The organism is Anaerobacillus sp. CMMVII (assembly GCF_025377685.1).
In the GTDB taxonomy this organism is placed as follows: Bacteria; Bacillota; Bacilli; order Bacillales; family Anaerobacillaceae; genus Anaerobacillus.
Genome location: NZ_JACEHK010000002.1, coordinates 164,477 through 177,582 on the forward strand (window position 1 = coordinate 164,477; position 13,106 = coordinate 177,582).

Here is a 13,106-nt window from a genome sequence, read left to right on the forward strand (position 1 = left end):
CAACAACTTTTTCCGAAAATAACCGAATATTTTAAGAAGGTGAAGAAATGGAACTGTCGCAAAATCATTTTGGTTTTCTAGATGGTAAAGAGGTAACCCAATATACAATAAAAAATGACCATGGGATGAAGGTTTCTTTTATAAATTATGGATGCATCGTTACTGAGATAAGTGTTCCTGATGCAAATGGTCTTTTTGAAAATGTCGTCTTAGGCTTTGATAACCTAGAAGACTATCTAAATTTTTCGCCGTTTTTTGGTGCGATTTGTGGCCGTGTAGCCGGGAGAATTGGTCGGGCAGAATTCGAATTAAACGGAAAAACCTATCAGCTTGCAAAAAATGATGGTGAAAATCATCTTCATGGTGGGAGAGTTGGCTTTGATAAGGTCATTTGGAATGCCGAAATTGAAGATAGTTCAACTGTCAAATTTTCGAGAACAAGCCTCTCAGGTGAAGAGGGTTACCCAGGAAATTTAGCAATGGATGTCACCTATTCACTAACAAATGAGAATGAACTAAACATTACATACCATGGTGTTAGTGATGAGGATACCATCGTAAATGTTACGAACCATTCTTATTTTAATCTTAGTGGTGATTTAAAAACTGATATTTTAGACCATGAACTTCAATTAAAAAGCGATAAATTTATAGAACTTGGCAATGACTTAATTCCTACAGGTGAAGTTCTACCAGTGGAAAATACACCCTTTGATTTTAGAAATGGTAGAAAAATTCGTGATGGAGTAAACTCAGAATTTCACCAAAATGTCTTGGTGGGAAATGGCTATGATCATCCGTTTTTGTTAAATGAACATCATCAAAAAGAGATTATTCTAAGGGATCTAAGTAGTGGTCGTGAGTTGATTATTGAAACAGATGAGCCTTGCGTTGTTTTTTATTCGGGGAATATGCTTCAAGATCATTATCAAATCAATGGCATTCAATCTAAAAAGCATTTAGGGTTATGCCTAGAAACACAAGGACCACCAGATGCCATTCATCATCCGAATTTTTCAACTTCAATCTTAAAAAAAGGTGAAACTTATTCTAGGTCTACAAGATATACGTTTTCGACGATAAAATAGGAGGACTATAGATGAAATATAGACAATTAGGTAATACAGATCTCAAAGTTAGTGAAGTGAGCTTCGGTACTTGGGCGATAGGTGGGACTTGGGGCGAAGTTCATGATGATGAATCACTACGTGCTCTTCAAGTTGCAATCGATGAGGGTGTAAACTTCTTTGATACGGCAGATGTTTACGGAGATGGACATAGTGAAGAGTTATTAGCAAAAGCAACGAAAGGGATCGAAGATAAAATTCATATTGCGACTAAATTTTGTCGTGCTGGAAACATCCATGATCCTAATAATTACTCAGAAGCAACAGTCCGTAAATATTGCGAAGATAGTTTACGAAGGTTGGATCGTGATTATATCGATCTATATCAAATTCATTGTCCGCCAACAGAAATTCTCCAAGATGGAAGTGTCTATGAAGTATTAGATAAGTTACAAGCAGAAGGAAAAATTCGTTACTATGGTGTAAGTGTAGAGTCAGCTGAGCAGGGCTTATTATGCCTTCAAAATGAAAATGTGAGTGCACTTCAAGTGATCTTAAATATCTTTAGACAAAAGCCTTTAGAAGAACTTCTACCTGCAGCTAAAGAAAGAGGAGTCGGCATCCTGGCACGATTACCTTTAGCGAGTGGCTTACTCACTGGCAAATTTACAGAAGCATCAACCTTTGCATCAGATGACCATCGTACCTTTAATCGAAACGGTGATGCGTTTAATGTCGGAGAAACATTTGCTGGTCTCGAGTTCAATAAAGGTGTGGAATTAAGTCAACAATTACAGTGGATTGCCAATGGAAGAGACTCCATGGCGCAAGCAGCACTTCGCTGGATCTTGGACCAAGCAGGAGTAAGTTGTATTATTCCTGGATTTAAGAATGTGAAACAAGTAAATCAAAATCTTGCAGCACTACAAACACCTTCGTTTTCAAAAGAGGAATTAGAGCAATTGCAGCAATTTTATAAAGAAACTGTTCACGACCATATTCGCGGGGTTTATTAGAAACAAATTGAATTAGTTAAAATGTGAAAGAGGCTGACCAAATTGGACAGCCTCTAAAATTGTATAGAAAGTGGAGTGGCGTAAATGAATAACAAAGTCCGTTGGGGTGTTCTAAGTTCTGCCAATATTGCCCGTCAATCTTTCATTCCCGCAGTGATGAGATCAACGACCGGTGAAATTATCGCGATTGCTAGTAGCAATAAAGCTGTAAAGGAAATTGCTGATGAGTTCCAAATCCAAAACGTTTATAACTCTTACGATGAACTGCTAGAGTGTGACGACATTGATGCGGTTTATATTCCCCTGCCAAATAGTTTGCATCTAGAATGGGTCGAAAAGGCTGCTCAAAAGGGCAAGCATGTATTATGTGAAAAGCCGGCTGCATTAACCGAGGCTAACCTCATAAAGATGATAGACGTATGTAACGGGCATGACGTTCTTTTTATGGAAGCGTTTATGTATCAGTTTCACCCTCAGCATCAAAGGGTGAAAGAAATCATCAGTTCTGGTGAAATTGGTGAGATCAGAGAAATCCAAGCGACATTCTCATTTGAATTGGAGCGCAGCAAACCAAACATAAGACTTGATAAGAACCTTGGTGGTGGTAGCCTATATGATGTGGGCTGTTATTGCCTTCATACATTTAACCTTCTCTTAGAAAGTATGCCTATTGATGTAACTGTAATCGGCAATATTGACCAGGACTTTGCTGTCGACCTTTCTGCAGAAGGACAATTGACATATGCTTCAGGTATCCAAGCAAAATTCAAATCTAGCTTCGAACAACCGTTTAAGCAGGAGTACACTGTCTTCGGAACTAAAGGGAAAGTAACTGTACCACGTGCCTATCGACCTGATCTTACCGCTGGCGAAGGATTACTAGTGATTGAGAAGGAAGGGCAACCTACTAGAACTGAGACCATATATGGCGATCAATATCTGATCCAAGTTGATTTCTTTTCAAAAGCCATTCAAAATAACGAGGAAGTCATCGACCTCACTGAGCGAACAGTGCAAAATAGCCGTGTAATTGATGCTTGTTTTGAAGCGATGAAGCTTGAGGCATCTGTTAAAATAGATACGACTAAATTGTAAAATCTGTTTGCAGATGTAAGGTAGTGAAATTTAAGAAGGAGTTGGGACAAATTGAAGTATCGTAAACTTGGAAAAACTGGTTTAGAGGTTTCGGTGGTAGGTGTAGGAACTTGGCAATTTGGTGGGGAATGGGGAAAGAATTTTACCCAAAAAGAAGTAGATGACATATTATTTACTTCTAAAGAAGTAGGTATTAATCTCATTGATACTGCAGAATGCTACGGTGATCACTTATCAGAAAGCTTAATCGGCAAGTTTCTAGAGCAAGACACAAGAGAAGATTGGATTGTAGCTACTAAATTTGGGCATCACTTTCATCATAACTTTGAGCGTACGAATCATTGGTCGGCTACGGAAGTCATTCAACAACTAGATGCTTCATTAAAATCTCTTCGTACAGAGTATATCGACTTATATCAATTCCATTCTGGTAGCGATGAGATGTTCAATAACGATGATTTATGGACTGCTTTAGATAAACAAGTAGAAGCAGGAAAAATTAGTCATCTAGGAATTTCTATTGGTAGCAACCAAAATATTTATCAAACCGATTTAGCGTCAAAAGTAAATGCTGGAGCTATACAAGTTGTTTATAATCGCTTAGAACGTGAGCCGGAAGACGAAGTATTTCCATCATGTGAACGCCAAGATCTTGGTGTCCTAGCTCGTGTTCCTCTAGCTAGTGGGTATTTAAGTGGGAAGTATAAGCCAGGTGCAACGTTTGGAACACAGGATGTTCGCCATAGGCATGATCAACAAGAAGTAGCGAAAAAGCTAAGACTTGTTGAAGAAATTCAACGTAACGAAGTGCCAGAGGGTGTAAATATGGCCCAATGGGCGTTAGCTTGGTGTCTAAAGCATCCAGCAGTGACTACTGTTATTCCTGGATGTAAAAATTCAGAACAAGTAAGATTAAATGCTAGTGCTGCAGAGCTTGATATCGTAAGCGATACTCATCCACAAGCAGTGAATAATGGGTAAGTATAAATAAAATAAAAGACTAAAGGGATAATTTCAATTTTTCCTTTAGTCTTTTTATTTAGCTGTTTTCGTAATCAGGTAGTCTGTCCCTTGATTAATTCTACATCAACTATCGTATTGTTAACCGTATCTTTATCCTTGTTTTCAATCATATTAATAATCGTTGAGCTCAATACCTTACCTAAGCGATTAGTAGGTTGTGCGATTGTTGTCAGTTTTGGAGTCTGGAGCATTCTTGTGAAACTATGATAATCATATCCGACAATTTTTAAATCTTCTGGGATCTTAATCCCTATTTCTGTAGCGTAGAGATATAGCGCATAAGCTACAATGTCATTACTACAAAAGACCCCATCAAAATTAGAAAGATTATCTGCAACCTCATTCATGATAAAGTCCTTAAAATAGTCAAATGTTAAATTATCATGAGACCCCTCAATGACTTGATGTGGTAAATTATGTCTCATGCACGTGAGCTTAAATGCGTCTGCACGTCTATTAGCTAGTAAATCAAGCTTTAACGGTCCTGAGATGTGTAGTAGGTGCTTGCAACCAGACTGAATTAAGTGCTCTGTAGCAAGTTCTCCGCCACGATAGTTATCGGAGGCTACATAAGGAAACTGATTAGAGATAATCCTGTCAAACGTTACAATAGGGAAATTTACATTCTTGTACGCTTCCACATCAAGGGTGTGGCTACACATGATAATGCCATCAACTCTATTTTCAGTAAGCATGTTTATATATTTTGCTTCTTTATCGGATTGATCTAGAGAGTTACATATGAGGACTTTATAATTTTGTTCATTTGCATATACCTCAACGTGCTTTATCAGTTCTGAGAAAAAAGGGTGATTTGAATCAGGAACAATCATTCCCAAGATATAGGACTGACTTTTTTGGAGTGCTCTGGCAATTTGGTTAGGAGAGAAGTTCATGGCAGCCATAGCATCCTCGACTTTTTTTCTCGTTTCTTTCCCAATGTAACCACGATTATTTAACACCCTTGATACGGTCGTAACAGAAACTCCAGCTCGTAGTGCAACATCTTTTATGTTAGCCATAGGCGAGCTCCTTTCATTAAAATCATCTATAGAGTTTTTTAGTAACCCACTGCTTTTAGTTCATTATAACTCTTAATTTAAACCTGTGGTAAGCGTTTTCGTGTTGTTAATAAAATATAGTATAACAACAATGTGGTAACATTACCACATTTAATTGCAGTGAGATCTTATGAACAGGGTGGCACTGATGGTGTTTTGTGATTTTTTTAGATTATTAACATGATTTTAAATGTTAAACATCCAAAAACAATCATAATATTAATAAAAAACGGTAAAAAAACACCAAACTAAATATGAAAACGTTTGACATAAAAAAACTGACGTAGTAATATACTACTTGTAAGCACTTTCAAACAAGCTTTTCGAAATTAAGGGGGATTAGAACATGAAAAAACTTTTTTCACTTTTAGTAGTAGCTGCTCTTTTGACTTTAGCTGCGTGTGGTAGTGGAAATGATCAGACTTCACCGGAAACGAGTGGTAGCACAGGCGGTGGTAGTGCAAAAGCAACAGAGATTACAATTTTAATGGGTAAACCAGAGATTGCTAAAGAGTTTGAAGCAGCCGTAGCTGACTTTTCAAATGAAACTGGTGTAAAGGTGACAATTATTCCGTTAGCAGGTGCTAATGCTTTTGAAAGAATGACTTCGCTTTATTCATCTGGAAATGCTCCAACAATTATGATGATGGCATCTGAATTTGAAACGTTCAAAGACAGATTACTAGATTTATCAGATCAACCATGGGTGGAAACAGTTCAAGAAGGTATGACCGATTTTGTTGCTGTTGATGGTGGTATTTACGGACAACCTGTAACTGTTGAAGCATTTGGTTTTATTTATAACAAAGGGATTCTTGATCAAGCTGTAGGTGGAGATTTTGATCCAGCAGCGGTAAGCACACATGACGAGTTTCGTAGTTTGCTAGAACAAATTGATGCATTAGATGGGGCGAGTGCCATTCATGTGTCTCCAATGGATTGGTCTTTAGGTGCTCATCTATCTAATCCATTCTTTGCAGCTCAGTCTAGCGACCGTGACGAGCGTCATCAATTTATGCAAGATATGTTAGATGGTAACGTTACCCTTTCTGATAACGAAGTGTTTAACAATTGGTTAACAACATTTGAACTAATGAAAGAGTATAATTCTGTGAAAAACTCACCACTTTCTCCACAATATGATGATGGCCCGTTAGCATTAGCTAGTGGAAAAGTCGGCTTATGGTTTATGGGGAACTGGGCTTATCCGCAATTACATGAAATTGATCCTGAAGGTGAATATGGGTTTTTACCTGTTCCAGTAAGTAATGATGCATCACATTTCGGAAACAACGAAATCTCAGTTGGGGTTCCATCATATTGGGTAATTGATGCTTCACAATCTACGACAGACCAGCAAGAAGCTGCTAATGCTTTCCTTAACTGGTTAGTCTCTTCTGAGAGTGGTCAAAATCACTATGTAAACAACTTAAATTTCATTCCTGTTTTTGACAGTATTACAGTACAACCAGAAGATTCGTTATCGTTATCAATCCTGAGCTATATGGAAGGTAATAACACATTAGAATGGATGAATTCTTACTATCCTGCTGATGGATGGGCATCAATGGGTGCTTCCATGCAAAAGTTTCTAGCAGATAACATTGATAGAGAAGGGCTTATCCAAGAGTTTGAAAACTATTGGAAAAACGCTAAAAAATAAATGAGTAGAGTGGGATAAGCAAACTCGCTTATCCCGCTGCTACTATATCTTGGAGCTGCTTGTCGCAAAGCATCTGTACGAAAGTAATACGGGTGTTTTGCGACGGGCAATTGCTCTAAATTAGGGCTGTTTATCACCTGACACATAATGAACTAGATGGAGGTATCCCGAATGTATAATGAGAAAAAATTGATTGATAAGTTAAAAGTAATAGGCACGTTTGCTTTTATACCTCTTTTTGTTTTCCTAGTTGTGATGATTCTGCCATTACTACTAGGTGTTGTGATGACTTTTACAACCTGGACTGGTTTTTCAGGTTCACTGTTAGAATTCCGTGGATTTGAAAACTACCTGATTGCTTTTTCAGATACAGGGTTTTGGGATTCGATGAAGATTACATTTAAATATGTAGTATTAACGCTAGTATTAACGAATGTTATTGCTTTTGGTTTAGCGCTCTTAGTTACAAGTGGTATGAAAGGGCAAAACTTCTTTAGAATGGGCTTTTTTACACCTAATTTAATTGGTGGAATCATTTTAGGTTTCATCTGGCAATTTATTTTTACTAGAGTTGTCGTTCATTTTGGCGAAGCGTCAGGGCTAACGATATTTTCCTATTCTTGGTTAGCGGATCCAGATAAAGCGTTCTGGACACTTGTCATTGTTGGGGTGTGGCAAAGCTCTGGTTACATGATGCTTATCTACATTGCAGGATTAATGGGGATTAATAAATCATTATTAGAAGCTGCTGATCTAGATGGGGCAAATGCGTGGCAACAAATGATAAAGATTAAAGTTCCATTAATGATACCAGCTTTTACGATTAGTTTATTTTTAACGTTACAAAGAAGTTTCCTAGTTTACGATACAAACCTTTCTTTGACAAGTGGTGGACCATTCAGATCAACAGAATTAATTGCGATGCACGTATATAATGATGCGTTTCTCTATCAAAACTTTGGCTCTGGTCAAGCAAAAGCGTTTATTCTGTTTATTATTGTAGCCGCTATTGCGGTTACTCAAGTTAAAATCATGAAGAAAATGGAGGTAGAATCATAATGCAAAAAAAGAGGAAAATAAAATCAATTATACTTTTTAGTCTTTCTACCATCCTATTTGTATTATACTTTTTCCCATTTGCATTAGTGTTGATTAACTCATTTAAAGACCGCCTAGATATTGTTAGTAACCCTCTAGCATTACCAACAACGTTATCTTTTGATAATTATATTACAGCGTTTGAGACAATGAACTTTATGTCTGCACTTTGGAATTCTGTTTTAATTACGACTATTTCTGTTTTGTTAATCGTTGTATTTTCATCTATGCTTGCCTATTTTCTTGTTAGATGGAAATGGAAAATGAACGGGTTCGTCTTACTTTTATTAGTAGCTTCAATGATAATTCCGTTTCAAGCGTTAATGATTCCGTTCGTTTCTATTTATGGAAACTTAGGTTTATTAAATAGCAAATGGATGTTAATGTTCTTTTATTTAGGCTTTGGATTAAGTTTAGCGACGTTTATGTATCACGGATTTATGAAATCAATTCCAGTAGAGCTTGAAGAAGCAGCTTTGATTGATGGAGCTTCGCGGTTACAAGTATTTTGGTTGGTTGTCTTTCCAATGTTAAAACCGATAACAGTAACGATTGTTATTTTAGATGTGCTCTGGATTTGGAATGATTTCTTACTTCCTTCACTAGTTTTAGTTGCTGAAGCAAACCGAACGATCCCGTTATCGACCTTCTATTTCTTTGGTCAATATACTTCTAGCTTCGGACCAGCTATGGCAGGACTTATCCTAGCGATGATACCAATCATTATTTTCTTTATTATTTTACAAAAGCAAGTAATTAAGGGCGTAATAGATGGGGCGATTAAATAATGGAACAAAAATGGTGGCAAAATTCAGTTGTATATCAAATTTACCCTCGGAGCTTCAATGATACAAACGGTGATGGAATTGGTGACTTAAAGGGTATTATTGAAAAATTAGATTATCTGGAATTTTTGGGTATCGATATGATTTGGCTATGTCCAATTTATCCTTCACCAATGGATGATAATGGCTATGATATCTCTGACTACTATAACATTTCTGAGACTTACGGTTCATTTGCAGACTTTGAGAAACTAACAGAAGAGGCGAAAAATCGTGGGATTAAAATTATGATGGATTTAGTAATCAATCATACGTCGGATGAGCATGCATGGTTTTTAGAATCTAAACAAAGTGTCAATAGTCCTAAGCGTGATTGGTACATTTGGCAAGACCCGAAGGCAGATGGTTCTCCACCAAATAATTGGCGTTCTATTTTTGGTGGTTCAGCTTGGGAATTTGATGAGAGTACCAACCAATATTACCTTCATACATTTTCCAGAAAACAGCCGGATTTAAATTGGGAAAATAAAGAAGTGCGTGACGCTTTACATGAAATGGTGAAATGGTGGATCGAAAGAGGAGTAAGTGGTTTTAGAGTAGATGCAATCACTTTTATCAAAAAAGGTGAGTTGACAGAGGATTTACCAACTTCAGATAGTGATGGCCTATCCAACATATCAAATGCTTGTTTAAATAGAGACGGAATTGAAGTGTTTCTACAAGAATTGAAGAAAAAAACTTTTTCAAACTATGATTTTGTAACAGTTGCTGAAGCACCAGGAGTTAGTCCAGAAAATATGGCAAGTTATATTGGAGAAAAAGGTCATTTTGATATGTTATTTGAATTTAATCATGTTGACCTTGATCTAGGTAAAGAAGGGAAATGGTTTGAACCAAAAAGCTGGAAACTTTTTGATCTAAAAAAAGCGATTAACGACAGTCAGGCCCTTCTGAACAAAACAGGGTGGGGCGCTCTTTATATTGAAAATCACGATCATCCTAGGTCATTGAATAAATATTTAGGTGAACTAGAAGGCTCTGAGCGTCAAAAGGCTGCGAAAATGCTAGCAACAACCTACTTTTTGTTAAAGGGAACTCCTTATATCTTCCAGGGGCAAGAGATTGGGATGACAAATGTTTCATACTCATCGATTGATGAGTATGATGATCTTGCATCGAAAGATCAGTATTTTACAGCTATTGAAGAAGGCTATTCACCTGAAGAAGCACTAAAGGCCATTTGGAGACGCAGTCGTGATAACTCACGTACGCCGATGCAATGGAACGATACAAAAAATGGTGGCTTTACAGAAGGGCAGCCTTGGTTAAAAGTTAATGAGAATTATCCAGAGGTTAACGTGGAGAAAGAGCTCAATGAGAAAACATCAACCCTACATTACTATCGAAAATTAATACAATTACGTAAAAGTAGTGACTATAGTAACGTCCTTATCTATGGTGAATATGAACCAATGTTAGAGGAAAATGAACATATTTTTGCTTACACAAGGAAATACAATGGGAAGAAACTTATTGTCCTTAGCAACTTCTCAAATCAAGAAACGAAACTGGAAAATTCATATGGAAAAGTATTGTTTTCTACTTATGCAGATAACCTAAAGGTAGATTTATTAAGACCTTATGAATCTGTGGTTATAGAAAGTAGCGAAGAGCAATAAGGACAACCTTTCTATGTCATGTGGATTAGGAAGCAAGAGCTAAGTAGAAGTATAGAGGTGAAAAAATGAGTCTACATCAAACGTATATAGAAAAAGCGAATAGCAATATCGAAAAACTAAGAACAAAAGTAGCGGATAATCATTGGAGACTACAATACCATGTAGCATCTCAAGCGAATTGGATAAACGATCCGAATGGTTTTGTATTTTATGATGGAGAATATCATCTATTTTATCAACACCACCCATATTCAGCCGAATGGGGTCCGATGCACTGGGGACATGTAAAAAGTAAGGATTTAGCTAATTGGGAGCATTTGGCGATCGCTCTTGCTCCTAGTGAAAACTATGACCAAGATGGTTGTTTTTCAGGTAGTGCGATAGAAAAAGACGGGAAGCTTTATCTGATGTATACGGGCAACACCTGGACTGGTGAAAATCGAGATACAGATTTAAAGCAAGTTCAATGCTTAGCTGTAAGTGAAGATGGGGTTAATTTTCAAAAGCTTGATCAAAATCCAGTCATTTCAGATGTTCCCGAGGGGAATATAAATCCTAATCATATCCGTGACCCAAAGGTGTGGAAAAATGGTGAACACTACTACTGTGTGTTAGGTTCAAAAACAAATGAAGAAACAGGCCAAATCCTTTTATACCGGTCTTCTAACTTAACCGATTGGGAATTCCTTAGTATTGCAGCAAAAGGAGAAGGGAATTTCGGATTTATGTGGGAATGCCCAGATGTTTTTCACCTAGACGGGAAAGATGTTCTCGTCATGTCACCCCAAGGAGTGAAGCCTGAAGGAGATCTATATCATAATTTACACCAATCTGGTTATGTAATGGGAACGTTAGATTATGATAGCGGGATCCTTGAACACGGAAATTTTGAGCTTCTCGATTATGGGTTTGATTTTTATGCACCACAAACGACCGTCGATGATCAAGGTAGACGGATTATGGTAGCTTGGATGGCGATGTGGGAAAGTCATATGCCGGAAAAAGAGTTCGATTGGGCTGGAGCCATGACATTGCCACGTGAATTAAAGCTTGAAAATGGAAAAATTATTTCTAAACCGGTACCTGAGTTAAAGGCCTTACGAGGTGAGGTAGTTCAGTATGAAAACAGCACATTAAAAGGTGAAAAAAAGATACCAGGTATTTCAGGTAATTGTTATGAATTAGAAGTAATCATTCAAGCGAAAATAGCAACAAATTTTGGATTAAAGCTAAGAGTTGATGAAGAAAACGATCAAGAAACAGTTCTTTCTTACAATGTTAAAGAAGAAACACTATCGTTTAATCGTGATAAAGCAGGGAGCGGACCAGGAGGGATTCGCAAAGCTCCTGCTCAGTTAAAGGATGGTCAATTGCATTTACGAATATTTGTTGATAAATCCTCAATTGAAGTGTTTGTTCACGATGGTGAGCAAGTTATCACAGCTCGGATCTACCCTAGCGAGCAAGCAACTGCGGTTAGCTTTTTTGCAGACGATGAGATTGAATTAGTTACTGTTAAAAAGTGGGATATAAACGGAAGTATATAATAAGTAATCAAACAGGAGTTATTATGATATGAAAAAGAGCGGTTTGGTCGTATGTGTCGGAGAGTTATTAATAGACTTCTTTTGTACGGACATCGATGTAAATTTAGTAGCTGGAAGTCGGTTTGTCAAGCAAGCAGGTGGAGCTCCTGCAAATGTGTGTGCTGCTATCTCAAGGCTTGGTGGCAAAAGTGCCTTTGTAGGAAAAGTAGGAAATGATTCTTTTGGAGTCTTTTTAAAGCAAACCTTAGACGATGAAAGTGTAGACACAAACATGCTCTTACTTTCGGATGAAGCACCAACAACTATAGCGTTTGTTTCATTGCAAGCAAATGGTGAACGAGATTTTGTTTTTAATCGTGGGGCAGACCAACATTTAACGTATGAAGAAATTGATAGAAAAAAAGTAAAAGAGGGTGTAATCCTTCATTTTGGTTCAGCAACAGCCTTATTAAATGATCCATTCCAAAGCACGTATATTCAATTGCTGGAGGATGCAAAGGAGAACCATTCATTTGTTTCTTTTGATCCAAATTTCCGTTCAGGGCTTTGGGAAGGAAGAGAAGAGGAGTTTGTAAGCCTGTCTAAAAAGTGTATTTCAATGGCAGATTTTGTGAAGGTGAGCGAAGAAGAACTAGAGCTCATTACCCAAACATCTAATAAAAACGAAGCTCTTCAAATCCTACATCAATTAGGGGCGAAGTTAATAGCTGTAACACTAGGGAAGGATGGGACGTTGTTATCCAACGGCCAACAAAATGAAATCATTGGCAGTATGAAGATCAAGTCAATTGACTCAACAGGTGCAGGTGATGCGTTTGTTGGTGCCACTCTTTATCAGTTAAGTCAAGTGGAAGCACCGAAAACTGTTATCGCTGACTTCGCCAAAATCAAAGACATGATTGTCTTTTCAAATACAGTCGGCGCTATCGTTTGTACAAAACTTGGAGCGATATCATCTTTGCCTAGGTACCAAGAAGTAAAAAAGTTATTGGGAAAAATTGATGCAGTTAAGTAAATAATTTTTGGTTTTAACATGCGATGTAATAAACAATATTCGATTTTCAAAAAATGG

The 13,106-nt window shown here is 37.3% G+C and carries 11 protein-coding genes; 10 read left to right on the forward strand and 1 reads right to left on the reverse strand.

Annotation, left to right across the window (positions count from 1 at the left end):
• The first annotated feature begins 47 nt into the window (after positions 1-47).
• The 4 genes from H1D32_RS04905 to H1D32_RS04920 all read left to right on the forward strand — a co-directional run bounded on the left by H1D32_RS04905 (position 48) and on the right by H1D32_RS04920 (position 4,159).
• Positions 48-1,088 carry an aldose epimerase family protein gene (locus tag H1D32_RS04905; protein ID WP_261177082.1) on the forward strand — a complete coding sequence of 347 codons (1,041 nt, stop codon included), beginning with the start codon at positions 48-50 and terminating at the stop codon, positions 1,086-1,088.
• Between the two features lie 11 nt (positions 1,089-1,099).
• On the forward strand, positions 1,100-2,083 hold the full coding sequence (locus H1D32_RS04910; RefSeq protein ID WP_261177083.1) for an aldo/keto reductase: 984 nt from the start codon (positions 1,100-1,102) through the stop codon (positions 2,081-2,083).
• Between the two features lie 84 nt (positions 2,084-2,167).
• Positions 2,168-3,178 (forward strand): Gfo/Idh/MocA family protein, encoded by a 1,011-nt coding sequence (locus H1D32_RS04915; protein ID WP_261177084.1) that lies wholly within the window; start codon positions 2,168-2,170, stop codon positions 3,176-3,178.
• 51 nt (positions 3,179-3,229) lie between these two features.
• Positions 3,230-4,159 carry an aldo/keto reductase gene (locus H1D32_RS04920; protein ID WP_261177085.1) on the forward strand — a complete coding sequence of 310 codons (930 nt, stop codon included), beginning with the start codon at positions 3,230-3,232 and terminating at the stop codon, positions 4,157-4,159.
• Positions 4,160-4,233: 74 nt separating this feature from the next.
• Here the strand turns inward: H1D32_RS04920 and H1D32_RS04925 are convergent, their stop codons facing one another.
• Complete coding sequence (locus H1D32_RS04925) at positions 4,234-5,223, reverse strand: LacI family DNA-binding transcriptional regulator (RefSeq protein ID WP_261177086.1); 990 nt, start codon at positions 5,221-5,223, stop codon at positions 4,234-4,236.
• A 385-nt stretch (positions 5,224-5,608) separates the two neighbouring features.
• Here H1D32_RS04925 and H1D32_RS04930 point away from each other — a divergent pair, with 385 nt between their 5' ends.
• The 6 genes from H1D32_RS04930 to H1D32_RS04955 all read left to right on the forward strand — a co-directional run bounded on the left by H1D32_RS04930 (position 5,609) and on the right by H1D32_RS04955 (position 13,049).
• The gene (locus H1D32_RS04930) at positions 5,609-6,925 is read left to right on the forward strand and encodes an ABC transporter substrate-binding protein (RefSeq protein ID WP_261177088.1); all 1,317 of its coding nucleotides are present in this window, start codon (positions 5,609-5,611) and stop codon (positions 6,923-6,925) included.
• Between the two features lie 171 nt (positions 6,926-7,096).
• On the forward strand, positions 7,097-7,984 hold the full coding sequence (locus tag H1D32_RS04935; RefSeq protein WP_261177089.1) for a carbohydrate ABC transporter permease: 888 nt from the start codon (positions 7,097-7,099) through the stop codon (positions 7,982-7,984).
• Positions 7,984-8,811 (forward strand): carbohydrate ABC transporter permease, encoded by an 828-nt coding sequence (locus H1D32_RS04940; RefSeq protein WP_261177090.1) that lies wholly within the window; start codon positions 7,984-7,986, stop codon positions 8,809-8,811. Before H1D32_RS04935 ends, H1D32_RS04940 begins: the two co-directional genes overlap by 1 nt.
• Positions 8,811-10,487, forward strand: coding sequence for a glycoside hydrolase family 13 protein (locus H1D32_RS04945; RefSeq protein WP_261177091.1), 1,677 nt, complete (start codon positions 8,811-8,813; stop codon positions 10,485-10,487). Before H1D32_RS04940 ends, H1D32_RS04945 begins: the two co-directional genes overlap by 1 nt.
• A 65-nt stretch (positions 10,488-10,552) precedes the next feature.
• A complete protein-coding gene (locus tag H1D32_RS04950; RefSeq protein WP_261177092.1) occupies positions 10,553-12,034 on the forward strand; it encodes a glycoside hydrolase family 32 protein in 1,482 nt (493 codons plus the stop codon).
• Positions 12,035-12,062: 28 nt separating this feature from the next.
• Positions 12,063-13,049 carry a carbohydrate kinase family protein gene (locus H1D32_RS04955; RefSeq protein ID WP_261177093.1) on the forward strand — a complete coding sequence of 329 codons (987 nt, stop codon included), beginning with the start codon at positions 12,063-12,065 and terminating at the stop codon, positions 13,047-13,049.
• The last annotated feature ends 57 nt before the right edge of the window (positions 13,050-13,106 follow it).

Bases quoted from the DNA above. Each gene is read 5' to 3' on its own strand.
- H1D32_RS04905 (WP_261177082.1), top strand. From the start codon at position 48: ATGGAACTGTCGCAAAATCATTTTGGTTTTCTAGATGGTAAAGAGGTA.
- H1D32_RS04910 (WP_261177083.1), top strand. From the start codon at position 1,100: ATGAAATATAGACAATTAGGTAATACAGATCTCAAAGTTAGTGAAGTG.
- H1D32_RS04915 (WP_261177084.1), top strand. From the start codon at position 2,168: ATGAATAACAAAGTCCGTTGGGGTGTTCTAAGTTCTGCCAATATTGCC.
- H1D32_RS04925 (WP_261177086.1), bottom strand. From the start codon at position 5,223: ATGGCTAACATAAAAGATGTTGCACTACGAGCTGGAGTTTCTGTTACG.
- H1D32_RS04930 (WP_261177088.1), top strand. From the start codon at position 5,609: ATGAAAAAACTTTTTTCACTTTTAGTAGTAGCTGCTCTTTTGACTTTA.
- H1D32_RS04935 (WP_261177089.1), top strand. From the start codon at position 7,097: ATGTATAATGAGAAAAAATTGATTGATAAGTTAAAAGTAATAGGCACG.
- H1D32_RS04940 (WP_261177090.1), top strand. From the start codon at position 7,984: ATGCAAAAAAAGAGGAAAATAAAATCAATTATACTTTTTAGTCTTTCT.
- H1D32_RS04945 (WP_261177091.1), top strand. From the start codon at position 8,811: ATGGAACAAAAATGGTGGCAAAATTCAGTTGTATATCAAATTTACCCT.
- H1D32_RS04950 (WP_261177092.1), top strand. From the start codon at position 10,553: ATGAGTCTACATCAAACGTATATAGAAAAAGCGAATAGCAATATCGAA.
- H1D32_RS04955 (WP_261177093.1), top strand. From the start codon at position 12,063: ATGAAAAAGAGCGGTTTGGTCGTATGTGTCGGAGAGTTATTAATAGAC.